This window comes from Cellulomonas gelida (assembly GCF_006538725.1).
Lineage (GTDB): Bacteria > Actinomycetota > Actinomycetes > Actinomycetales > Cellulomonadaceae > Cellulomonas > Cellulomonas gelida.
The window spans coordinates 90,844-112,013 of record NZ_BJLQ01000006.1; the positions used below are offsets into that span (position 1 = coordinate 90,844).

The following is a 21,170-nucleotide window of genomic DNA, read 5'->3' on the forward strand; positions in this document are numbered from 1 at the left end:
CAGGCTGTGTCGGGGGTCGCGGACAGGCGTCGTCAGGTCTGAGCGCGGACCAGGTCGCGCAGAGGGCGCAGGTCGCGGACCGTCCACGTCGGTGCGTGGTCGCCACTCGGCGCGTCGCGACCCGTCCGGTCCACCCACACGCTGCGGATCCCCACGCTGTGTGCGCCCGCGACGTCGCTCGTGAGCGAGTCGCCGACGTGCACGACCTCGTCGGGGCCGAGCCCGAGGAGCCCGAGCGCGTGCTCGAACGACGGCGCCGCGGGCTTGTAGGCGCGCGACTGCTCGCTCGTGACCCGCAGTGGCACGTCGAGCCGAAGGTGGGCGAGCGCGGCGAGCAGGACGTCGTCGTCGACGTCCGAGACGAGGCACACCGGGACGGGAGGGTCGGCCAGGAGCTCGAGCGCGTCGGGGTAGGCCTGCGGGGCGGTCCACTGCGCGTACAGGGGGTCGAGCAGCGCGTCGAGGTCGAGCCCGTGCTCGCGCGGGGGGAGCGTGCGAGCGAGCGAGTCCCGTGCGAGGTCGCGCAGGCGGCGGAACGCGTCGCCGTGCGCCTCGTCGGCCACCCGCTCGTACTCCTGCGACCACGCGGTCGAGACCTCGTGGCGGCGGAGCCCGGTCGCGGCGGCGACGTCGGAGCACACCGCGGCGAACGGCTCGTCGTCGTCGTGCACGACCGTCCCGTAGAAGTCGAGCAGCAGCCCCCTGATCGTCACGCCGGAAAACATAGCGACAGCGCCGACTAGCCTCGCCGCATGTACGTCCCCGTGTTCAACGCGATCACCGACGACGACGCGCGTGCGCTGGTGCGGGAGGTCGGCTCGGCCGAGCTCGTGACGGTCGGACCGGACGGCTTCCCGCTCGCCACGCTCTTGCCCGTGCTGTGGCACGACGACCGGCTCGTCGCGCACATGGCGCGCGGGAACCCGCAGTGGCGGTCGATCGAGCCGGGGATGCCGGGCCTCGCGATCGTCGAGGGACCGCAGGCGTACGTCTCGCCGTCCTGGTACGCCTCCAAGACGGAGCACGGCCGGGTCGTGCCCACGTGGAACTACTCCGCGGTGCACCTGAGGGGCCGTGTCACGGTGCACGACGACCCGGACTGGCTGCGCGACCTGCTGACGCGGCTGACCGACGCGCACGAGGCCCACCGCGCGCAGCCGTGGGCCGTGACGGACGCGCCGGAGGCCTTCGTGACCAAGCAGCTGCGCGCGATCGTCGGGATCGAGCTGGTGGTCGAGCGGGTCGAGGGCAAGGCGAAGCTGAGCCAGAACCGGTCGGACGCCGACCGGGCGGGGGTCGTCGCCGGCCTCCGACAGGACGGCGGCTCTGGGACCGCGGCGGTCGCCGACGCGATGGTCGCTGCCCGGTCCTGACCCGTCAGGGGTTGTGCCGGGCCCCGGACGCGTCTAACGTACAACCACATGGTTGTAGAAATGGATCGTGCGCCGCTCGACCAGGACGAGGTCGATCGCCTGTTCGGCGCCCTCGCGGACGCCACCCGGCGCGACATCGTCGCCCAGGTGCTCCGCGAGGCGCAGTCGGTCTCCGCGCTCGCGCGGCGGTACGACATGAGCTTCGCAGCGGTCCAGAAGCACGTGGCCGTGCTCGAGCGGGCAGCGCTCGTGCACAAGCAGCGGCGAGGACGTGAGCAGATGGTCGGCGGAGACGTCGAGACGATCCGGGCGGCGACCCGGCTCCTCGACGCCTACGAGTCGATCTGGCGCGGACGCGTCGACCGCATCGTCGACCTCCTGGCGCAGGACGCCGGACCGGACGACCCGAGGGACCCGCAGGACGAGCAGACAGGGAGTCACCGATGACCGTCGTCAGCACGACCAAGGACACCGAGGCGCTGCGCCTCGTGATCGTCAGCGAGCTCGCCGCCGCGCCCGAGCGGGTGTGGCAGGTGTGGGCCGACCCGCGCCAGCTCGAGCGCTGGTGGGGGCCGCCCGAGTGGCCGGCGACGTTCGTCGACCACGACCTGCGTCCCGGGGGCCGCACGTCGTACTACATGACCGGTCCGGACGGGACGAAGGCGCACGGCTGGTGGCACGTGACCGCGACCGACGAGCCGCACTCGCTCGCGTTCGACGACGGCTTCGCCGACGACGCGGGAGAGCCGACCGACGACATGCCGGTCACGCGTGGGCACGTGACGCTCGAGGCGATCCCCACCGGGACGCGCATGACGATCACGTCCCAGTTCCCGACGCTGGAGGCGCTCGAGCAGCTCGTCGGGATGGGCATGCTCGAGGGCATGACGCTCGCGCTCGGCCAGATCGACGCGATCCTGGCCGATGGCTGACGCGGCCGACGGCGCGCCCCCGAAGGTGACGGGCCCGGCGTCGTACTTCCCGTCGATCGAGAAGACCTACGGGCGGCCGATCGACGAGTGGCTCACGCTCGTCGCCGCCCGCCCGGCCGACGAGAAGCACCTGGAGACCGTCACCTGGCTCAAGACCGAGCACGGGCTGGGCCACGGCCACGCCAACGCGGTCGTCGCGTACGTCCGCGCCGCCCGGTCCTGACCCCTGGTTCCCTCGGAATCGCGCCCGCCCTGACGATCAGGAGGGCATGGGTCTCGATCTGCTGCTGGCCGTGCCGTTCGCCGCGTTCGCCGTGTGGTGCCTCGCCAGCGCGATCGGGCCGCGAGGGCGACGGGCGACGACAGGCGGGTCGCCCGCTCGTCGCGCGACGCTGAGCGCGCGTGACGGGCGGCCCGGCCTCGACCTGCTGGTGCCGGACGTGGACACGGTCGTCGAAGGCGCGCGGATGCTCGCCGCCGACCTCGGTGGGGGAGCGCTCACCATCGAGGCACTGGGACCGCTCCAACTTTCGCAGGACCCGCTGCAGGCTCCGGGCGGCCTGCCGGTCGCGGAGGATCGCGCCCGCTCGTCGGCCCGCGACCCGTGGGGTGAGCCGGACGGGGCCGGTCCCGCCGTCGTGGAGCAGGTCGTGACCGCAGCCGGACCGATGTGGCGCCGCACGGTGCGCACGGCGCTCGCGACGACCGTGACCGACCTGCACGTGGACCACGGCGGATGGGCGTTCGTCGTCCGCCTGGTCGGCGGCTCGGACCACGAGCCGCTCCTCGCCGCCGCGGAGCGTGTGCTCACGAGCTGGCGCTGGCACGACCAGGTCCCGGCCCGCCGCCCAGCGAGCTGACCGCAGCCGACGACGCGCGTCGTCGTCGGGGGCAGGGGCTGCGAGACTCCAGATCGGCCCGGGGCGCAGTGCCGGGCCGGGCTCCTGGATCCCCACGGGATACGCAGTGCCACCGTGCCGCTCCGAGGGCGAGCGGTGATCACGATCATGTCGCTGGGTGCCGTGGGCGCCCTCCAGGACGGTCGTCCGATCCTCGAGGCAGCGCGTCGTCCGGACGCGCTGCGCACGCAGACCCCACCGAGCTGGACGTGGCTGGGTCCGGTCGAGCGCGACGAGACCGCAGCCGGGACCGGGTGGCGACTGACGGTGCTCCTCGACGGGGGAGGGACGATGTTCGCGGACACCCACATCGACCGGGACGGCTGGGCCTACGTCGTCGGCGTCGTCGCGCCGCCGTCGCGGCACGCCGAGGTGGCGCTGGTCGCCGACGCGATGCTGGACACCTGGCGCTGGATCGCCCCGCTCGCGAGCCGGTACTAGCGGCGTCCAGCGGCCTACAGCGGCTTGCCTGCGCGCAGCTCGGCGACGAGGGAGGCGACGACCGCGTCGAGCTCTCCCGCGTTGCGGCGCGCGACGGCCCGCTGCCGCTGGTAGGACGCGCCGCGACGCAGGATCACGCGGACCTGCTCGAGCTCCTCGGAGCACCCCAGGCGTTCGGCGACCGGCGCGAGCACGGTCAGCCAGTGCGCGACCGAGTCCGTGACGAGCTCCTCGTCGCCCGCCGCGTTCGTGATGATGATCGCGTCCATGCCGTAGCGCGCCGAGCGCCACTTGTTCTCCTGCACGAACCACGTGGGCATCGACGGCAGCGGCTCGCCTGCGTCGATCAACGACGAGAAGTGCTCGACGAAGCAGTGCGTGAGCGCGCCGATCGCGGTGACCTCGAGCAGGTTCGTCGCGCCGTCGGCGATGCGCATCTCGAGCGTCCCGAACCGCGGCGCGGGGCGCACGTCCCAGCGGACCTCGTTGAACTGGTCGATCACGCCGGTGTGCAGCATGTCCCCGACGTACTGCTCGAGCTGGGACCACTCGTCGAACTGGTACGGCAGCCCGGCCGTCGGCAGCTGCTGGAACAGCAGCGCGCGGTTGGAGGCGTAGCCGGTGTCCTTGCCGCCCCAGAACGGGGACGACGCGGACAGCGACTGGATGTGCGCGAACACCGTGAGCATCGCGCGCGAGATCGGCAGCACCTTGGCCCGGTCCTCGATGCCGACGTGCACGTGCACGCCGTAGATGAGCATCTGCCGGCCCCACCACTGTGTGCGGTCGATGAGCGTCGCGTACCGCTGCTTGTCGCTGACCTTCTGCGTGGCCCAGTGCGCGAAGGGGTGCGTGCCGCCGCCCATGAGGTCGATCCGCAGGGGAGCGGCCGCCGCGGCGACCTCGTCGAGCGCACGACGCAGGTCGGCGCCCGCCTCACCCACGGTGCGGCACTTGCCGGACGAGACCTCGACCGTGTTGCGCAGCAGCTCCTGGGTGATGTTCGGATGATCGGTGCCGACGGTGTCGAAGATCGCCTGCGCGGCCTGGCGCAGGTCCCCCGAGTCGGCGTCGACGAGGGCGACCTCCCACTCGAGCCCGACCGTCGAGCGTTCGCTGCTCGCGAACGGCAGGTGCACGGGCGCGGCCATCAGGAGCCTCCCGGCGCGCTCGTGCCCGCGAGCTCGTCACCGACGGGCTCCACGACGAGGACGCTCTGGTGCCCCGCGACGCGCGTGAGCACGATCGTCGCGGTCGCGTCGCCCCGCAGGTCGAGCTGCCGGCGCAGCTGCTCGGGCACGACCGCCGTGCCGCGCTTCTTGATCGTCAGGCGGCCGACGCCACGCTCGCGCAGGTAGGTGCGCAGGCGCTTGAGCCCGAACGGCATCCGGTCCAGGACGCGGTAGGCCGTCGCGAACGGGGTCGCCTGCAGCTCGTCGGACGTCACGTAGGCGATCGTGGGGTCGACGAGCCGGCCGCGCACGTCGAGCGCGACGTCGCCGACGAGCCCCGCGCGGATGACCGCGCCGTCGGGCTCGTACAGGTACGCGCCGATCGCCCCGACATGCGCGTGCGCGACCTCGACGGGAGCGAGCACGTGCGGCTGCCCGCCCCGCAGGACGAGCGCCGAGCGGCCCGGACCCTCGGGAGCGAGCGGGCCGAACCACAGGCCGAGCTCGACGACGTCGCCGTCGACGGACACCCACTGGGCGCGCGCGTCGTCCGGCAGGTCGCGGTGCGCGATGCCGGGGCCGAGCTTGAGGCCGAGGGCGGGGACGCGCTCGCGGACCGCGAGAACAGCGTCCAGCGGCGGGGAGTAGGAGGCGGGGTCGTGCACGCGCGAACCGCCGCCCGTGCGACGAGCGGGGTCGGCGTACACGCCGTCGACGCCCGTCAGGTCCAGGCTCAGCCCGTCGGTGTGCCGGACCTCGACCTCGGGGAAGTGCCGCAGGTTCACCGTCGCGATGGCTGCGGTCATCTCGTCGAGCTCGGCGGCCGTCACGCGCAGGCCGACCCCTGCGAACGCGAGCGCGTCCGCGCCGATCCCGCACGTGAGGTCCGCGACGTGCGTGAGGCCCGCGTCGCGGTAGCGGCGCGCGTGGTGCGCCCCGACCTCGAGCCGGGTCGCCTGCTCGAGGCCCGCCGCGGTGAACAGCATGCCGTCGGCGAAGTCGCCGAGCTTGGCGTGCGCCTTGCCGCGCAGGCGCGACTGCGTGAGCGCGGCCGCGACGAGGGAGGGGTGCAGGCCCTCGGCGCGCAGCCGCTCGCCCAGCGGCATCGCGAGCCGCTCGTCGTACCGGGGGCAGGGCGGACAGCAGCGCCCACCCGTCGGGGGTGAGCAGCCGGCTGAGGCCGTCGGCATCCATGTCGGCGATCCTTGCACCCTGCGGGCGTTGCGCGGGACCCGCTCCGCGCGTCGGGCCGGCGTGTGCTTCCACTCCTGCTTCCAGGCGTGCGCCCGGCCCGTCGGCGCTGGGGTTAGCACTCGCCTTGACCGAGTGCCAAGCGGTTCCTAGAGTGAGGAACTGGCACTCTCGGTATGAGTGTGCCAACGCGCCAGGTCTCCGGCACCCGCGACGACGGTGGCTGGGCGCGACCCACTGAACCACTCAACACACGCGAAGGGGAGGTCCGCAGTGTCGGTCTCCATCAAGCCGCTCGAGGACCGGATCGTCGTGAAGCCCCTGGAGGCGGAGACGACGACGGCCTCGGGTCTGGTCATCCCGGACTCCGCCAAGGAGAAGCCCCAGGAGGGCGAGGTCCTCGCGATCGGTCCGGGTCGGATCGACGACAAGGGCAACCGCGTCCCGCTCGACGTCGCTGTCGGTGACAAGGTCATCTACTCGAAGTACGGCGGCACCGAGGTCAAGTACTCCGGCGAGGAGTACCTGATCCTCTCGGCGCGCGACATCCTGGCGGTCGTCGTCAAGTGATCCTGCACTGACCCGTCCGCGGGTCAGGCGACGCGAAGGCCCCCGTCCTGATGGACGGGGGCCTTCGACGTTCCCCGGTGGGTCCGGAGCTCGGGGCCGCGGGCGCTCAGCCGGCGCGGGTCAGACGGGGGTTCAGGCGGTGGTGCGGGCGACGACGGTGCGGCCCCGCTGGGCGAGCAGCGCGGCGCGCTCGTCCTCGGACAGGCCGCCCCAGACGCCGTAGGGCTCGCGCACCGCGAGGGACTGCTCGCGGCACTGGTCGAGCACGGGGCACGTGGCGCACACGGCCTTGGCGGCCTCGGCGCGACGTCGGCGAGCGGATCCACGCTTGCCTTCGGGGTGGAAGAAGAGGTCCTGGTCTGCGTCGCGGCAGGCGCCTTCGAACTGCCACTCCCACAGGTCCATCACGGGTCCGGGCAAGCGCGAGATCTCGGCCATGCGTCCTCCTCGTCGATCGTCCGGCTGCGGATCCGGGCGATCGGTTCGTCCTGGCTTCACTGCTGCTGTCAAGGTCGTCGTGCCACGTCGTCACGGCGTGTGACCGGAACGCTACAACCGCGCCACAATCCGGTCAAGACTCGTTCGATAACAGGTCGCGGCGCGGTTCTGTGTGCGCGTCTGTGCCGTTTTGACACGATCGGGTGACGCGCAATGGGTTGCCGGGCGCGATTCTGGGCCGGACGGCCTGGCAGAATCGCGCCATGACCTTGTCGCCCGACGACGGCTCGGCCGGACCCGAGCGCGACGACGGTGGCCGACGGGTCGGTGCCCCTGCGCACCACGCCGCGCCGCTCACGGTGGCGGCGGTCGCCGCGCGCCTCGGCGTCGCGCCCGCGACGCTGCGGACGTGGGACCGCCGGTACGGGCTCGGGCCGTCCGAACGGTCGGCCGGCTCGCACCGGCGCTACTCGGCGGCCGACGTCGAGCGCCTCCTGGTCATGCGGCGGCTCACGCTCGACGGTGTCGCGCCCGGTGATGCGGCACGGCTCGCGAGCGTCGCGGACGTCGAGGTGCCCGAGGGAGGGTCCGGAGGGAGCCTCGCGGCCCGACCGACGGGGACCCTCGCGGGCGCGTCGCGCGCCGTCGTCACCCCGACCGCGCTCGTCGACGCCGCGCTCGCGGGCGACGCCGCGGCCTGCCGGGACATCGTGACGATCCCGCCCGGCGCCGGGACCGTCGAGCTCGAGCGGTGGTGGACCGACCTGCTCGAGCCTGCGCTCACCGAGCTCGGGCGGCGCACGGTCGTCGACCGGCCCGGCGCGGACGCCGCGCTCACCGTGCGCGCCGCGGCGGTCGAGGCGCTGCGCGCGTGGCTGCCGCCCGCGCCGCGCGACCGCGGAGTCGTCCTCGTCCTCGTGCCCGGGGGGCAGGAGCGGCCCCTGCTCGTCCACGCGCTGACCGCGGCGCTCGTCGCGGCGGGGATCGACGCGCGCGCGGTGGGCGGGCCGACGAGCGTGCACCACGCGCTCGAGCTCGTCGTGATGACGCGGCCGTCGGCGGTCGTGACCGTCTCGCGCCGCGCCGAGGTGGACCTGTCGCCGGTCGCCGAGATCGCGCGCGCACACCCGACCCTCGCGCAGTTCGTCATGCTGCCGGACGGGGCGCCGGCCGTGCCCGCGGGCTCGTCGGTGGCGCGCTCGCGCACGTTCCGCGGGCTCCTGCACGAGGTGCTGGCGGTCGCGGCAAGTCCGCCGAACGGGTGAAGTCTGGGCCGTTCGGCGGCGGCCGGGCAGGGGGAATTGCGCCGGTGTCCGACCGGCTCAATTCGCCCAGAGGGCCGCACCGGGCCACGAAGCGCCCGTGCGTCGGCGCCCGCTCGCGCTTGGGAGCCGCTAACGTCGCACTTCCGAGTGGCCGATAGCACAACGAAGGCCCGAGGGGGAACACCCGCAGAAGGAGGACGCGATGGCAGGGGTGGTCGTCTGTCACGCCTCGACCGCAGTACGCGAGCGACTGGTCGTGACGTCGATCGGAGTGCCGACGCTCAGCCCTGTGCGTGCGGCGGCGACGGTCGACGAGCTGCTCGCGCACGCGCGCCGCGTCCCGCCGACGGTCGTGCTGCTCGACGCGCACATCCCGGCGCCCGGAGCGGGGGAGGCCATCCGCCGTCTGCGCGCCGTCGCGCCCGGTGTCGCCGTGGTCCTGCTCGCGCAGCCTGACGACTCGGCCGCGCTCGACCGGGCGCTCGCGCTCGGGGCCCGGGGCTTCCTCGCGCCCGACGTCGGCCGCGCCGAGCTCTCGGCCGTCGCCGCGCACGTCCTGGCGAGCCCCGTGCTCGCCGGTGCGCAGCGCGCGGTCGTCGACGTGCCCCGTCCGTCGCTGCCGTCGTCGGGCACGCAGGCCGACGTCAGTGAGGTGCCCGAGGAGCCCGCACGTCCCGCCGTCACGCTCACGAAGCGTGAGATCGAGGTCCTGGTGGGGATGAGCAACGGCCGGTCGAACGCGCAGATCGGCGCCGAGCTGTTCCTCTCGGAGGACACGGTCAAGACGCACGCGCGGCGCCTGTTCCGCAAGCTCGGCGCCAACGACCGTGCCCAGGCGGTGGCCATCGGGCTGCGCGGCGGGCTGATCCGCTGACCCACTCCTGACGAGCGTCGTTCGAGCCGGTCCGGCACCGGGTCCGAGTGTCAGCCCGGGCGCTCGCCGCGCGCGTCCCGGGGCCTGGACGGGACCGCCGACCATCGCCCGCACGGACGTATCCTGATCCGATGACGGGACCCGACTCGCCGGCCGACCCCTTCTCGCGGATCGGCCTCACGTACGACGACGTCCTCCTGCTCCCCGGGGAGACCGACGTCATCCCGAGCGAGGTCGACACGACCTCCCGGCTCACCCGCGAGATCAGTGTGCGCGTGCCGCTGCTCTCGGCGGCGATGGACACGGTCACCGAGTCGCGCATGGCGATCGCGATGGCCCGGCAGGGCGGCATCGGCATCCTGCACCGGAACCTGTCGATCGCGGACCAGGCCCACCAGGTGGACCGCGTGAAGCGCTCCGAGTCCGGCATGGTCACCGACCCCGTCACCGTGGGTCCGGACGCGACGCTCGCCGAGCTCGACGCGCTGTGCGGCATGTACCGCGTGTCCGGCCTGCCGGTCGTCGACGACGAGCGGCGCCTGCTGGGCATCATCACCAACCGCGACCTGCGCTTCGTGCCGATGGGCGAGTTCGAGACTCGCCGCGTGCGCGAGGTCATGACGCCCATGCCGCTCGTGACCGCGCCCGTCGGGATCGACCGGGACGACGCCGCCGCGCTGCTCGCCAAGCACAAGATCGAGAAGCTGCCGCTCGTCGACGCCGCGGGTGTGCTGCGCGGCCTCATCACCGTCAAGGACTTCGTGAAGTCCGAGCAGTACCCGCTGTCGACCAAGGACGGCGAGGGCCGGCTCGTCGTCGGCGCCGCGATCGGGTTCTTCGGGGACGCCTGGGAGCGCGCGACCGCGCTCACCGAGGCGGGTGTCGACGTGCTCGTCGTCGACACCGCCAACGGCCACGCCCGCCTGATGCTCGACATGGTGCGCCGTCTCAAGTCCGACCCGCTGACCCGGCACGTGCAGGTCATCGGCGGCAACGTCGCGACGCGCGAGGGTGCTCAGGCGCTCGTCGACGCCGGTGTGGACGCGGTCAAGGTCGGGGTGGGTCCGGGGTCGATCTGCACGACGCGCGTGGTCGCGGGTGTGGGCGTGCCGCAGGTGACCGCGATCTACGACGCGTCCCTCGCGTGCAAGCCGGCTGGCGTTCCGGTGATCGGCGACGGCGGCCTGCAGTACTCGGGCGACATCGCCAAGGCGCTCGTCGCGGGTGCCGACACCGTGATGCTCGGCTCCTTGCTCGCGGGCTGCGAGGAGTCGCCCGGCGACCTCGTGTTCGTCAACGGCAAGCAGTTCAAGCACTACCGCGGCATGGGCTCGCTGGGTGCGATGGCCTCGCGCGGTCGCATCTCGTACTCGAAGGACCGGTACTTCCAGGCGGACGTGTCGTCCGACGAGAAGATCGTGCCCGAGGGCATCGAGGGGCAGGTGCCCTACCGCGGCCCGCTCGCGGCGGTCGCGCACCAGCTCATCGGTGGCCTGCACCAGTCGATGTTCTACGTCGGTGCGCACACGATCCCGCAGCTCCAGCAGCGCGGGAAGTTCGTGCGGATCACGGCTGCGGGGCTCAAGGAGTCCCACCCGCACGACATCCAGATGACCGTCGAGGCGCCGAACTACTCGTCGCGTCGCTGAGTCCTCCCGCACCACGTCCGACGGCGACCGTCCCCTGTGGGGCGGTCGCCGTCGGCACTTCTCGGTGTCACGCGGGACGCGCTCCCTGAACGATTCAGCCATGGGCCGGGCGTCGGCCTCCTCGATAACGTTCTCCACCTCGAAGTCGCCTGACCGGTAGGCGCCATGTGAGCGCTCACCGGCCAGATCGAGCGGCAGTCCCTCGCACGCAGCGGTGCGGCGCGTGCGCGACCGAAGGAGCAGCCATGCGCGTTGGACGATCACCCGGACGACGAGTGGGGGCGGCGCTGCTGGCGACGTTCGCCCTGCTGCTCGGGTCCCTGACAGCAGCGGCGCCGGTAAGCGCCGCGACCACGAGCGGGTGCGGCACGTCGCCCACGCTCTCCACGGGTCAGCACTCGATCACGAGCGGGGGGACCACCCGTTCGTTCCGGCTCGACGTCCCCTCCGGGTACGACCGCAACCGCCCGTACCGGCTCGTCGTCGGGCTGCACTGGTGGCACGGGACGTCGAACGACGTCGTCAACGAGAACTACTACGGGCTCAAGCCGCTCGCCGGCGACAGCACGATCTTCGTGGCGCCCCAGGGCATCGACAACGCCTGGCCCAACTCCAACGGCCGTGACCTGACGTTCATCGACGACGTGCTCAAGCGGGTCGAGTCGACGTTGTGCGTCGACACGACCCAGCGGTTCGCGCTCGGCTTCAGCTACGGCGGTGGCATGAGCAACGCGATCGCGTGCGCGCGTGCGGACGTGTTCCGCGGCGTGGCGATCCTCAACGGCGCCGAGCTCAGCGGGTGCGCGGGCGGGACGCAGCCGATCGCGTTCCTCGGGTCGCACGGGGTGAGCGACGACGTGCTCAACATCTCGATGGGCCGGTCGCTGCGTGACCGCGCGCTGCGCAACAACGGCTGCCAGGCACAGTCCGCGCCCGAGCCGTCACCCGGCAGCGGCACGCACACGCGCACCGCGTACTCGTGCCGCGACGGCTTCCCCGTCGTCTGGCTCGCGTTCGACGGCGGGCACGCGTGGGCCGCGCGGGACCGCAACCAGGGACAGTCCTGGGTCCCGGGCGAGGTGTGGAGCTTCTTCACGGCGCTGAGGTCGACGACGACGACACCGACGCCCACGCCGACCCCGACGCCCACGCCGACCCCCACTCCGACTCCCACCCCGACCCCGACGCCGAGCCCGTCGGCCACGGCCACGACGCCGCCACCCGCGGGCGCCGGGTGCACGGCGACGTACCGCACGATCAACTCCTGGCCCGGAGGTTTCCAGGGGGAGGTCACGGTCACGGCGGGGTCCGCCGCGCTGAGCGGCTGGACGGTCACGTGGGACCTGGCCGCCGGGCAGGGCCTGTCCCAGCTGTGGGGTGGCACCTCGAGCGTGAGCGGGTCACGCGTGACGGCGGCGAACGCAGCGTGGAACGGCTCGCTCGCACCGGCAGGTGCGACGACCCTCGGGTTCATCGGCACGGGCTCCCCGAGCACGCCGGCAGTGGCGTGCGCGGGACGGTGACCGGCGCAGGCTGACGTCGGCACCGCACGGGGTCGTCGTCCGCGTCCGGGTCGGCGCGGACGACGGCCCGTGCCGACCCGGACGACGACCCGGACGAGTCAGGCAGTGTGGCGCCCCGTCAGGGTGCGGTGAGTGCCGCCGCCGGAGCGGGGACCACCATGAGTGCGTCGAGCACGGACTGCGCAGCCTCCGCGGCCTTCCGGGCGTGGTAGGCGGCGCGCCAGGCCGCGACGGCGACGTGCTGCCGGTCGTGCAGGTCCTGCGGGTCGGCGGCGGCCAACGCGGGCGACGAGGCGATCACGCGCTCGAGGACGTCGAGCGTCGCGAGCGCGTCGGCGTCGGCGGTGTGCAGCAGCCCGGTGACCACGTCGTGGTGCTCGCACAGGTCCACGAGCCGGCGCCCGCCCTCGCGCGCGGGGTCCGCCATGCGGTCGAGGACCATCGGGTCCAGCACGGGGCGGACCGGTCCGCCGAGGCGCTCCGGCAGCGTGGGCAGACCGTGGCGCTCGAGCTCGGCGTCGAGGACCGCGAGGTCGAAGTCGGCGTTGTAGGCCACGAGCGCCGAGCCGCTCAGGAGCGCGGCGGCGATCTCGCCGGCGATCTCGTCGAGCGCGGGTCCTGGGGCCGTGCCGTGCGTGCGCACGTGCGCGGTCGTCAGGCCGTGGATGGAGCCCGCCGCCTCGGGGATCTCGACGCCCGGGTCGATCAGCCACGTGCGCACGTGGCTCCCGGTGGTGTCGCGCCGCACGAGCGCCGCGCTCACCACCCGGTCCCGCCGGACGTCGATGCCCGTGGTCTCGGTGTCGAACCCCAGCAGGGAGACCTGGTGCAGTCTCGCGAGCGGGGACCCTCTCGTGGTGCCGTCCATCGGCGCAGCATCCCATCGCGCACCCACACGGCCGGGCACCGACACCGCCGGACCTGCCGGACATCGGCAGTGCCGCACGCCGTGACCTCACGCCACACGGCCCACCCGGATCGCGAACGCGCGACGCGACCCGTGAGCCCGCGCCGGTAGGCTCGTCGGGTGAGCAACGAGATCGAGATCGGCCGCGGCAAGCGCGGAAGGCGCGCCTACTCCTTCGACGACATCGCGGTGGTGCCCTCGCGGCGCACGCGTGACCCGCAGGACGTGTCCGTCGGCTGGCAGATCGACGCCTACCACTTCGACCTCCCGGTCGTCGCCGCACCCATGGACTCGGTGATGAGCCCGGCCACCGCGGTCGCGCTCGGGAACCTCGGCGGACTGGGCGTGCTCGACCTCGAGGGCCTGTGGACGCGCTACGACGACCCCACGCCGTACCTCACCGAGATCGCCGCGCTCGATCCGGCCCGCGCGACCGCGCGCATGCAGGAGATCTACTCCGCCCCGATCCAGCCCGAGCTCATCACGGCCCGGCTCAAGGAGATCCGCGCCGCCGGCGTGACGGTCGCGGGTGCGCTGTCCCCGCAGCGCACGCAGGAGCACTGGCGCACCGTGGTCGACGCGGGCGTCGACCTGTTCGTCATCCGCGGCACCACGGTGTCCGCCGAGCACGTCTCGGGCAACGCCGAGCCGCTCAACCTCAAGCGCTTCATCTACGAGCTCGACGTGCCCGTGATCGTCGGCGGCGCGTCCACGTACACCGCGGCGCTGCACCTCATGCGTACGGGTGCGGCGGGCGTGCTCGTCGGGTTCGGCGGTGGCGCCGCGCACACGACGCGCGTCTCGCTGGGCATCCACGCGCCGATGGCGACGGCCGTCGCGGACGTCGCGGCCGCACGCCGCGACTACCTCGACGAGTCGGGTGGCCGCTACGTGCACGTCATCGCGGACGGCGGCGTCGGCCGCTCGGGCGACCTCGTCAAGGCGATCGCGTGCGGCGCGGACGCGGTGATGCTCGGGGCCGCGCTCGCGCGTGCGAACGAGGCGCCGGGCCGCGGGTTCCACTGGGGTCCCGAGGCGCACCACTCGCACCTGCCGCGCGGCGAGCGGGTCGAGGTCGGCACCTCCGGCACGCTCGAGCAGATCCTGTTCGGCCCGGGTCACACCGCCGACGGGACGCTCAACGTGATCGGCGCGCTGCGCCGCGCGATGGCGACGACGGGCTACTCCGACCTCAAGGAGTTCCAGCGCGTCGAGGTCGTGCTCTCGCCGTACCAGCCGCGCTGACCCGGCGCGCGACGGGTCAGCGGGGCGCAGGCCCGCGGTCGTCGTCGTCGTCGAGGCGGTCGTCGAGCCGCGCGTAGAGCAGGGCGTGGACCTGCTCGACGCGCGGGATGTCGTCGAACTCGAGCGGGTCGTCGGAGGCGGACTCGACGATCAGCGTCCCCGTCCGCAGGATCCGGTCGATCAGCCCGTGCCGGAACTGCACGCTGTTGATGCGCAGCACCGGGATGTCGATGCCCGAGCGCGTGATCACGCCCTGGCGGAACATCACGCGCTTGTCGGTGATGACGAAGTGCGTCGTGCGCCAGCTGACGAACTTCACGACGAACCAGGCGAAGGCTGCGAGCCACACCACGCCCGCCGCGACGCCGACGACCGTCGCGGTCGAGTCGGCCACGGTGTCGCCGGTCGACCAGAGCAGCCCCCAGGCGGCGAGCGCGGTCACGACGAGGAGCACCAGACCCGGCCCGATGAGCGCCTTGATGTGCGGGTGCTTGTGCACCACGACCACCTCGTCGTCGGTCAGCACGTCCATCGGGTATGCCACGGGTCCTCCTCGCGCGTCGTCGTCGTGCGCAGCATCCCACGCCGCGGGCGGGGCGTGGGCCGGGTGCCGACCTGACGGGCGCGAACGGGTGAACGAGCAGGTCAGACAGTGATCTCGCGCAACCGACGCGGCGAGCCGTCGGTCGCGTGGTGCCGTCCGACGGGCACGACGAGCGGCGTGCCGGAGACCGGGTCCGCGATGACCTGCGCGGTCATCCCGAACACATCGGCGACGAGCTCGGGCGTCACCACGTCGGCCGGTGGGCCCTGGGCGACCAGGCGCCCCTCGCGCAGCGCGACGAGGTGGTCGGTGTACCGCGCGGCGAGGTTGAGGTCGTGCAGCACCATGACGATCGTCGTGCCGCGCGAGCGGTTGAGGTCGGTGAGCAGGTCGAGGACCTCGACCTGGTGCGCGACGTCCAGGAACGTCGTCGGCTCGTCGAGCAGGAGCACGTCGGTCTCCTGCGCGAGGGCCATCGCGATCCACACGCGCTGGCGCTGCCCGCCGGAGAGCTCGTCGACGGGCCGGTCGGCGAGGTCGAGGATGTCGGTCGCGGCGAGCGCGGTCTGCACCGCGACCTCGTCCTGCTCCGTCCAGCGGCGGAACCAGCCCTGGTGCGGGTAGCGCCCGCGCCCCACGAGGTCCGCGACCGCGATGCCCTCGGGGCTCACGGGCGTCTGGGGGAGCAGGCCGAGCACGGTGGCGACCTCGCGCGAGCCGATCGCGTCGATCGGCCGGCCGTCGAGCAGCACGCGGCCCGCCTTGACCTTGAGGAGTCGGGCCATGGCGCGCAGCAGCGTGGACTTGCCGCACGCGTTGGCGCCGACGATCGTCGTGATCTTCCCCGAGGGGATCTCGAGCGTCATGTCGTGCACGACGACGCGGTCCTCGTACCCGATCGTGGCCGCCTCGACGGCGAGCGTGTGCACGGTGTTCTGCGACGGGCCGGTCACAGGCTTCCTCCCGAACGGTTGGTCCTGGCCAGCAGCCAGAGCAGGTAAGGCGCACCCAGGACGCCCGTCACGACGCCCACGGGGAACCGTGCGACGAGCAGGTGCTGGCCCGTGAAGTCCCCGACCAGGACGAGCAGCGCGCCGACGAGTGCGGCCGGGACGAGCAACGAGCCCGTGCCGCGCACGAGGCGGTGCGCGATCGGGCCGGACAGGAACGCGACGAACGCGATCGGCCCGGCGGCGGCCGTGGCGACCGCGACCATCGCGACCGCGACGACCAGCAGCGCCAGCCGGGCGCGGTCGGGGCGGACGCCGAGCGCTGCCGCGGCGTCGTCGCCGAGCTGCAGCGCGGTCAGGCGACGCGACAGGACGAGCAGCGTCGGGACCAGCACCGCCATCGCGAGCGCGAGCGGGCCCACCCCGGGCCAGAACGCGGAGTTGAGGCTGCCCGTGAGCCAGCGCAGCGCCTCGTTCGCGTCGTACACGCCCGCGCGGGTCATGGCGTAGCTGATCACCGAGTCGAGCATCGCGCCCACTGCGATGCCGATGAGGATGAGGCGCGCGCCCTGCACGCCGCGCCGCCACGACAGCGCGTAGATCGCTCCGGCCACGGCGACGCCCGCGACGACGGCGACACCCGCCAGCACCGCCCCGCTGAGCCCGAGCACCGTGATCGCGAGGACCGCGGCGGCGCTCGACCCGGCGCTGATGCCGATGATGTCGGGGCTCGCGAGCGGGTTGCGCAGCATCGTCTGGAACACGACCCCGCCCATGCCGAAGCCGAGGCCGACGAGCAGCCCCGTGAGCAGGCGCGGCAGGCGCAGCGACTCGATGGTGAAGCTCGCGCCCGGGACCTGCTCGCCCAGCAGGACGCGCAGCACCTCGAGCGGGCTGTACGACCGCTCGCCGATGCACAGCGTCACGACCGCGACCGCGAGCAGCGCGCCCACGAGCACCGCGACGACCGTGCGCCGGCGCCGCGCGCGGGCGCGGCGGCCCGCGGCGACGACCCCGCCGGCGAGCGGCACGTCGGGACGGTCGAGCACGGCGGTCACAGGTCACGCACCTTCTGGCGACGGATGATCGCGATGAAGACCGGCGCGCCGAGCACGGCGGTCACGATGCCGACCTCGATCTCCTGGGGGCGTGCGACGACCCGGCCGACGACGTCCGCGGCGAGCAGGAGCGCGGCACCCAGCGCGGCCGAGTAGGGGAGCAGCCAGCGGTGGCTCGGGCCGGTGTAGCGCCGGGCGAGGTGCGGCATGACCAGGCCGACGAAGCCGATCGGACCGGCGATCGCGACGGCCGCACCGCACAGCAGGACGGCGGACGCGGCGCCGACGGCGCGCACCAGCCCGAGCCGCTGGCCGAGCCCGGTGGCGACGTCGTCGCCGAGTGCGATCGCGTCCATGCCGCGCGCGCACCCGACCGCGAGCACGGCGCCGACGACGAGGAACGGCACGACCTGCCCGATCTCGCCGAACGACGCGCGCCCGATCGACCCCACCTGCCAGAACCGGAACGTGTCGAGCACGTCGGTGCGCGTCAGCAGCACTATCGAGACCATCGAGACGAGCGCGGCGCTCGTCGCTGCGCCGGCCAGCGCGAGCTTGAGCGGGGTCGCGCCCTCGCGCCCCATCGAGCCGATCCCGTACACGAGCAGCGACGCGAGCGCGGCGCCCAGGAACGCGACCCAGACGTACTGCGTGAGCTGCGACATCCCGAACCACGCGATGCCGAGCACCACGAACAGCGACGCGCCGGAGCTCACGCCGAGCAGCCCGGGATCCGCCAGCGGGTTGCGGGTCAGGCCTTGCATCACCGCACCGGCGAGCCCCAGGGCTGCGCCGACGAGCAGACCGAGGACCGTGCGCGGCACGCGCGACTGCACGGCGGCCTGCGCGATGTCGTCGGTGTCCGCGTGCAGCACGCCCGCGACCACGTCGGACCAGCCGACGACGCGCGAGCCGAATGCGAGCGAGCACACGACCGCCACGGCGACCGCGAGCACGCAGACGACGAGGCCGATCGTGCGCCGACGGTGCAGCGACCCCGACCCGCCCCGGTGCGGGGAGGGTCGGGGTCGCTGCGGACGGCGCGAGGGTCATCCGACCTTCTTCGCCGCCGCCTCGAACAGGTCGAGGTAGTCGTCGAGCGCCCACGGCACGGACAGGACGGTCGGCCCGGACGTGGCCGCGGCGAGCGGCGTGGCGTCCGGGACCACCGCGACCGAGCCGCGCGCGACGGCCGGGATCTTGTTCAGCAGCGGGTCGGCCTGCAGCGTGGCGAGCGTCGTGTCGTCGCCGTAGACGACGAGGACGTCGACGTCGGCGAGGGTGTCGGCCTGCTCGGCGGACACGCTGAGGAAGAACTCCTGGGAGTCGCCCGCGAGCTCGACGATCGAGGGCGCGTCGGTCATGCCGAGGTCGTTGACGAGCTGCACGCGCGCGTCGAGCGGCGTGTAGACCGAGATCGTGCTCGGGTTCGCCGGGTCGATCCACGCGTACGCGAACGTCTTGCCCTCGATGTCGGGACGCGCGGCGAGCCCGTCGGCGATCTTCGCCTCGACGTCGTCGACCAGGGCCTGCGCCTGCTCGCCGAGACCGAGCGCCTGGCCGTCGATGAGGGCCATGTCCTTCCAGTTCGTGCCCCACGCGGCCACCGGGTAGGACACGGTCGGAGCGATGCCCTGCAGCGTGTTCCAGTCCTCCTCGGTGAGACCCGAGTACGCGGCCAGGACCACGTCCGGCGCGGTGTTCGCGACGGACTCGAACGGGATGCCGTCGGTCTCGTCGAACAGCTCGGGCAGCGTGTCGCCCGTGCCGCCGATCGCCTCGAGCCCCTCGAACGTCCACGGCAGCACGCCGTCGCTGTCGTCGTCGCCGTACGTCGACTTCTGGATGCCCACGGGCACGATGCCGAGCGCGATCGGCACGTCGTGGTTGCCCCAGTTGACGGTGGCGACCCGCTTGGGCTTCGAGTCGATCGTCGTGGCGCCGAACGTGTTCGGGATCGTGACCGGGAAGAGGTCCGGTGCGGGGGCGTCGGTCGACTGCGCGGTGGCGTCGGCGGTGCTGTCACCGGTCGCGTCGCCCGACGACGAGCACGCGGCGAGCGCCAGCGCGGCGGCGGCCGCGACGGCGGCGAGCTGCAGGGGACGCAGGGCGCGCCGGCCGGCGCGCGGGAGAGCGGAGCTCATGAGGATCCTCACGGTGGGAAGCTGCTCGTGTCATGGGCCTCGCAGGGCCCTGCCTGTCGGGCCGGCGATCCGTGTGTCGTCCGCGCGGTCTCGATTAGGCGAGCCTCACCTTAGTCCTGCCGCGGGGGTGCGCCAACGTCGTCCACGTCACATCCGGCGGACTCGCGGCGGCTCGGTGCTCCCGGGTGCACCGGCCGGCGCGATGTCGCCCGATCGGGGCGCGGCGCGTGCGCAGGTGTCGCCAGCGCCCGCGCGTACGCTGGCGAGCATGTCGCAGGAACACGACGGTCAGCACGAGCGGCAGCCGGGTTCGGCCGAGCTGTTCGACCCCGAGACCGACCCGCTCGCCACCTACGTGCTCGAGCCGGAGGACATCGCGACGCTCCTGCGCCGCGTGGTCTCCTCGCCGGGCGCAGCGACCCACACGTCGCACGCCCCGTTCACGGGCGCCCCGATCGCCGCGGTGCCGCTCTCGACGCCCGACGACGTCGCACGCGCGGCCCGCTCGGCACGCGCCGCGCAGCGGCTGTGGGCGGCGCGCAGCGTGCGCGAGCGTGCCGCGGTGCTCTCCGCGGTGCACGACCTCGTCCTCGAGCGGCAGAGCGACGTGCTCGACCTCATCCAGCTCGAGACCGGCAAGGCGCGCGTCTCGGCGTTCGAGGAGGTCGCGGACATCGCGCTCGTCTCGCGGCACTACGCGGCGCGCGCGCGGCGGTACTTGGCGCCCCGGCGCGTGCTGGGGACGGTCCCCGGGCTGACGAGCACGCGCGTGCTGCGGCACCCCGCCGGGGTCGTCGGCATCATCGCGCCCTGGAACTTCCCGCTGACCCTCACGCTCGGCGACGTGCTGCCGGCGCTGGTCGCGGGCAACGCGGTCCTGCTGCGCCCGGACCCCCAGACCGCGCTCACCGCGCTGTGGGCGGCCGAGCTGCTCGAGGACGCGGGCCTGCCCGCCGGCGTGCTGCAGGTCGTCGTCGGCGACGGGCCCACCATCGGCGCCGCGGTGATCGAGCACAGCGACCACGTGAGCTTCACGGGGTCGACCCGCACGGGTCGGGTCGTGGCAGCCGGTGCGGGCGAACGGCTCGTGCCGGCGACGCTCGAGCTCGGCGGCAAGAACGCGATGTACGTCGCGGACGACGTGGACGTCGACGTCGCCGCCGAGGGCGCCGTGCGCGCGTGCTTCGTCGGCGCGGGTCAGGTGTGCGTGAGCATCGAGCGGATCTACGTGCACCGCGACGTGTTCGACGAGTTCGCGCACGAGCTCGCCCGCCGGACGCGCGAGCTGCGCCTCGGCACGGGCCTGGACTACCGCAGCGACGTCGGCTCGCTCACGTCGGCCGCGCAGCTCGCGACGGTCGTCGAGCACGTCGAGGACGCGCTCGGGCTCGGCGCGCGCGTGCTCGCCGGTGGCGTGCACCGCAGCGACCTCGGGCCGTGGTTCTACGAGCCCACGGTGCTCGTCGACGTCTCGCCGCACGCGCGCCTGTTCCGCGAGGAGACCTTCGGGCCCGTCGTCGCGCTGTACCCGGTGGCGTCCGACGACGAGGCGGTCGCGGCCATGAACGACACCGAGTTCGGGCTCAACGCGAGCATCTGGACGGCCGACGCGCGTCGCGGTGCTGCGCTCGCCCGGCGGGTGCACGCGGGGTCGGTCAACGTCAACGAGGGCTACGTCGGGACGTGGGGCTCGCTCGGCGCGCCGCAGGGCGGCTGGGGCGCCTCGGGCATCGGCGTGCGGCACGGCCGCGAGGGCCTGTGGGAGACGACGAGGCTGCAGTCGATCGCGGTGCAGCACGGCGCGCACGGCGTGCTCGGCCTGCCGCCCGTCGGCCTGCGCCGGCTGTTCGACCTCGGCACCGACGTGTGGCCGCAGGTGTACACCGAGCTGCTGCGCGTGATGAAGGCGGCGCGCCTGCCCTGAGGCCGGGCTGCCGAAGCGCGCAGGACGACAGACAGGACGGGCCGGACCCCGCGAGGGTCGGCCCGTCCCGC

General features: G+C 73.5%; 22 protein-coding genes and 1 pseudogene. 13 read left to right on the forward strand and 10 right to left on the reverse strand.

What is annotated here, in order from left to right:
* Positions 1 to 32: 32 nt before the first annotated feature.
* On the reverse strand, positions 33 to 713 hold the full coding sequence (locus CGE01nite_RS04530; protein WP_141369229.1) for an HAD family hydrolase: 681 nt from the start codon (positions 711 to 713) through the stop codon (positions 33 to 35).
* Positions 714 to 752: 39 nt separating this feature from the next.
* Here CGE01nite_RS04530 and CGE01nite_RS04535 point away from each other — a divergent pair, with 39 nt between their 5' ends.
* The 6 genes from CGE01nite_RS04535 to CGE01nite_RS04560 all read left to right on the forward strand — a co-directional run bounded on the left by CGE01nite_RS04535 (position 753) and on the right by CGE01nite_RS04560 (position 3,645).
* A complete protein-coding gene (locus CGE01nite_RS04535) occupies positions 753 to 1,373 on the forward strand; it encodes an FMN-binding negative transcriptional regulator (RefSeq protein ID WP_141369231.1) in 621 nt (206 codons plus the stop codon).
* Positions 1,374 to 1,433: 60 nt separating this feature from the next.
* The gene (locus tag CGE01nite_RS04540) at positions 1,434 to 1,820 is read left to right on the forward strand and encodes an ArsR/SmtB family transcription factor (RefSeq protein WP_048341746.1); all 387 of its coding nucleotides are present in this window, start codon (positions 1,434 to 1,436) and stop codon (positions 1,818 to 1,820) included.
* Complete coding sequence (locus CGE01nite_RS04545; protein WP_141369233.1) at positions 1,817 to 2,305, forward strand: SRPBCC family protein; 489 nt, start codon at positions 1,817 to 1,819, stop codon at positions 2,303 to 2,305. The genes CGE01nite_RS04540 and CGE01nite_RS04545 overlap by 4 nt, the downstream gene beginning before the upstream one ends.
* On the forward strand, positions 2,298 to 2,528 hold the full coding sequence (locus tag CGE01nite_RS04550) for a DUF4287 domain-containing protein (RefSeq protein ID WP_048341744.1): 231 nt from the start codon (positions 2,298 to 2,300) through the stop codon (positions 2,526 to 2,528). The genes CGE01nite_RS04545 and CGE01nite_RS04550 overlap by 8 nt, the downstream gene beginning before the upstream one ends.
* A gap of 46 nt (positions 2,529 to 2,574) precedes the next feature.
* Entirely contained in the window at positions 2,575 to 3,165 is a 591-nt protein-coding gene (locus CGE01nite_RS04555; RefSeq protein WP_048341743.1) for a hypothetical protein, read from the forward strand.
* A gap of 135 nt (positions 3,166 to 3,300) precedes the next feature.
* Positions 3,301 to 3,645: a hypothetical protein gene (locus CGE01nite_RS04560; protein WP_141369235.1), complete on the forward strand. Its 345-nt coding sequence runs from the start codon at positions 3,301 to 3,303 to the stop codon at positions 3,643 to 3,645.
* A gap of 14 nt (positions 3,646 to 3,659) precedes the next feature.
* On the opposite strand, the gene CGE01nite_RS04565 is transcribed toward CGE01nite_RS04560, so the two are convergent.
* On the reverse strand, positions 3,660 to 4,796 hold the full coding sequence (locus CGE01nite_RS04565) for a glutamate--cysteine ligase (RefSeq protein WP_048341741.1): 1,137 nt from the start codon (positions 4,794 to 4,796) through the stop codon (positions 3,660 to 3,662).
* A pseudogene (locus CGE01nite_RS04570) lies at positions 4,796 to 6,011 on the reverse strand (class I SAM-dependent methyltransferase). The gene CGE01nite_RS04565 and the pseudogene CGE01nite_RS04570 overlap by 1 nt, the downstream one beginning before the upstream one ends.
* Before the next feature lie 270 nt (positions 6,012 to 6,281).
* Between CGE01nite_RS04570 and groES the strand changes: the two are divergent.
* Positions 6,282 to 6,578, forward strand: coding sequence for a co-chaperone GroES (gene groES, locus CGE01nite_RS04575; RefSeq protein WP_048341739.1), 297 nt, complete (start codon positions 6,282 to 6,284; stop codon positions 6,576 to 6,578).
* 132 nt (positions 6,579 to 6,710) lie between these two features.
* Here groES and CGE01nite_RS04580 read toward each other — a convergent pair whose 3' ends face one another.
* A complete protein-coding gene (locus CGE01nite_RS04580) occupies positions 6,711 to 7,016 on the reverse strand; it encodes a WhiB family transcriptional regulator (protein ID WP_141369237.1) in 306 nt (101 codons plus the stop codon).
* Positions 7,017 to 7,279: 263 nt separating this feature from the next.
* Between CGE01nite_RS04580 and CGE01nite_RS04585 the strand changes: the two genes are divergently transcribed.
* From CGE01nite_RS04585 to CGE01nite_RS04600, 4 genes are all read left to right on the forward strand, one after another.
* Positions 7,280 to 8,281 (forward strand): MerR family transcriptional regulator, encoded by a 1,002-nt coding sequence (locus CGE01nite_RS04585; protein WP_141369239.1) that lies wholly within the window; start codon positions 7,280 to 7,282, stop codon positions 8,279 to 8,281.
* Between the two features lie 256 nt (positions 8,282 to 8,537).
* Positions 8,538 to 9,155, forward strand: a complete 618-nt coding sequence (locus CGE01nite_RS04590) for a LuxR C-terminal-related transcriptional regulator (protein ID WP_255318476.1) — start codon at positions 8,538 to 8,540, stop codon at positions 9,153 to 9,155.
* A gap of 131 nt (positions 9,156 to 9,286) precedes the next feature.
* The gene (guaB, locus tag CGE01nite_RS04595; protein ID WP_048343531.1) at positions 9,287 to 10,804 is read left to right on the forward strand and encodes an IMP dehydrogenase; all 1,518 of its coding nucleotides are present in this window, start codon (positions 9,287 to 9,289) and stop codon (positions 10,802 to 10,804) included.
* A gap of 245 nt (positions 10,805 to 11,049) precedes the next feature.
* A complete protein-coding gene (locus CGE01nite_RS04600) occupies positions 11,050 to 12,327 on the forward strand; it encodes a CE1 family esterase (RefSeq protein WP_141369241.1) in 1,278 nt (425 codons plus the stop codon).
* A 118-nt stretch (positions 12,328 to 12,445) separates the two neighbouring features.
* On the opposite strand, the gene CGE01nite_RS04605 is transcribed toward CGE01nite_RS04600, so the two are convergent.
* Positions 12,446 to 13,195, reverse strand: a complete 750-nt coding sequence (locus CGE01nite_RS04605) for an exonuclease domain-containing protein (protein ID WP_082156423.1) — start codon at positions 13,193 to 13,195, stop codon at positions 12,446 to 12,448.
* A gap of 159 nt (positions 13,196 to 13,354) precedes the next feature.
* Between CGE01nite_RS04605 and CGE01nite_RS04610 the strand changes: the two genes are divergently transcribed.
* Complete coding sequence (locus tag CGE01nite_RS04610; protein ID WP_048343533.1) at positions 13,355 to 14,479, forward strand: GuaB3 family IMP dehydrogenase-related protein; 1,125 nt, start codon at positions 13,355 to 13,357, stop codon at positions 14,477 to 14,479.
* A 16-nt stretch (positions 14,480 to 14,495) separates the two neighbouring features.
* On the opposite strand, the gene CGE01nite_RS04615 is transcribed toward CGE01nite_RS04610, so the two are convergent.
* The 5 genes from CGE01nite_RS04615 to CGE01nite_RS04635 all read right to left on the reverse strand — a co-directional run bounded on the left by CGE01nite_RS04615 (position 14,496) and on the right by CGE01nite_RS04635 (position 19,175).
* A complete protein-coding gene (locus CGE01nite_RS04615; RefSeq protein ID WP_141369243.1) occupies positions 14,496 to 15,023 on the reverse strand; it encodes a PH domain-containing protein in 528 nt (175 codons plus the stop codon).
* A 101-nt stretch (positions 15,024 to 15,124) separates the two neighbouring features.
* The gene (locus CGE01nite_RS04620; RefSeq protein WP_141369288.1) at positions 15,125 to 15,889 is read right to left on the reverse strand and encodes an ABC transporter ATP-binding protein; all 765 of its coding nucleotides are present in this window, start codon (positions 15,887 to 15,889) and stop codon (positions 15,125 to 15,127) included.
* Between the two features lie 83 nt (positions 15,890 to 15,972).
* On the reverse strand, positions 15,973 to 17,031 hold the full coding sequence (locus CGE01nite_RS04625) for a FecCD family ABC transporter permease (RefSeq protein WP_048343535.1): 1,059 nt from the start codon (positions 17,029 to 17,031) through the stop codon (positions 15,973 to 15,975).
* Positions 17,028 to 17,987 carry a FecCD family ABC transporter permease gene (locus CGE01nite_RS04630; RefSeq protein WP_229747367.1) on the reverse strand — a complete coding sequence of 320 codons (960 nt, stop codon included), beginning with the start codon at positions 17,985 to 17,987 and terminating at the stop codon, positions 17,028 to 17,030. Before CGE01nite_RS04630 ends, CGE01nite_RS04625 begins: the two co-directional genes overlap by 4 nt.
* Positions 17,988 to 18,080: 93 nt before the next feature.
* Positions 18,081 to 19,175 (reverse strand): iron-siderophore ABC transporter substrate-binding protein, encoded by a 1,095-nt coding sequence (locus CGE01nite_RS04635; RefSeq protein ID WP_141369247.1) that lies wholly within the window; start codon positions 19,173 to 19,175, stop codon positions 18,081 to 18,083.
* Between the two features lie 268 nt (positions 19,176 to 19,443).
* Between CGE01nite_RS04635 and CGE01nite_RS04640 the strand changes: the two genes are divergently transcribed.
* Positions 19,444 to 21,099 carry a succinic semialdehyde dehydrogenase gene (locus CGE01nite_RS04640; RefSeq protein ID WP_141369249.1) on the forward strand — a complete coding sequence of 552 codons (1,656 nt, stop codon included), beginning with the start codon at positions 19,444 to 19,446 and terminating at the stop codon, positions 21,097 to 21,099.
* Positions 21,100 to 21,170 lie beyond the last annotated feature (71 nt).

What these genes read in the sequence shown, in the direction of transcription:
- CGE01nite_RS04535 (WP_141369231.1), top strand. Translation starts at nt 753, where the DNA reads ATGTACGTCCCCGTGTTCAACGCGATCACCGACGACGACGCGCGTGCG.
- CGE01nite_RS04540 (WP_048341746.1), top strand. Translation starts at nt 1,434, where the DNA reads ATGGATCGTGCGCCGCTCGACCAGGACGAGGTCGATCGCCTGTTCGGC.
- CGE01nite_RS04545 (WP_141369233.1), top strand. Translation starts at nt 1,817, where the DNA reads ATGACCGTCGTCAGCACGACCAAGGACACCGAGGCGCTGCGCCTCGTG.
- CGE01nite_RS04550 (WP_048341744.1), top strand. Translation starts at nt 2,298, where the DNA reads ATGGCTGACGCGGCCGACGGCGCGCCCCCGAAGGTGACGGGCCCGGCG.
- CGE01nite_RS04555 (WP_048341743.1), top strand. Translation starts at nt 2,575, where the DNA reads ATGGGTCTCGATCTGCTGCTGGCCGTGCCGTTCGCCGCGTTCGCCGTG.
- CGE01nite_RS04565 (WP_048341741.1), bottom strand. Translation starts at nt 4,796, where the DNA reads ATGGCCGCGCCCGTGCACCTGCCGTTCGCGAGCAGCGAACGCTCGACG.
- CGE01nite_RS04580 (WP_141369237.1), bottom strand. Translation starts at nt 7,016, where the DNA reads ATGGCCGAGATCTCGCGCTTGCCCGGACCCGTGATGGACCTGTGGGAG.
- CGE01nite_RS04585 (WP_141369239.1), top strand. Translation starts at nt 7,280, where the DNA reads ATGACCTTGTCGCCCGACGACGGCTCGGCCGGACCCGAGCGCGACGAC.
- guaB (WP_048343531.1), top strand. Translation starts at nt 9,287, where the DNA reads ATGACGGGACCCGACTCGCCGGCCGACCCCTTCTCGCGGATCGGCCTC.
- CGE01nite_RS04600 (WP_141369241.1), top strand. Translation starts at nt 11,050, where the DNA reads ATGCGCGTTGGACGATCACCCGGACGACGAGTGGGGGCGGCGCTGCTG.
- CGE01nite_RS04605 (WP_082156423.1), bottom strand. Translation starts at nt 13,195, where the DNA reads ATGGACGGCACCACGAGAGGGTCCCCGCTCGCGAGACTGCACCAGGTC.
- CGE01nite_RS04620 (WP_141369288.1), bottom strand. Translation starts at nt 15,889, where the DNA reads ATGACGCTCGAGATCCCCTCGGGGAAGATCACGACGATCGTCGGCGCC.
- CGE01nite_RS04635 (WP_141369247.1), bottom strand. Translation starts at nt 19,175, where the DNA reads ATGAGCTCCGCTCTCCCGCGCGCCGGCCGGCGCGCCCTGCGTCCCCTG.
- CGE01nite_RS04640 (WP_141369249.1), top strand. Translation starts at nt 19,444, where the DNA reads ATGTCGCAGGAACACGACGGTCAGCACGAGCGGCAGCCGGGTTCGGCC.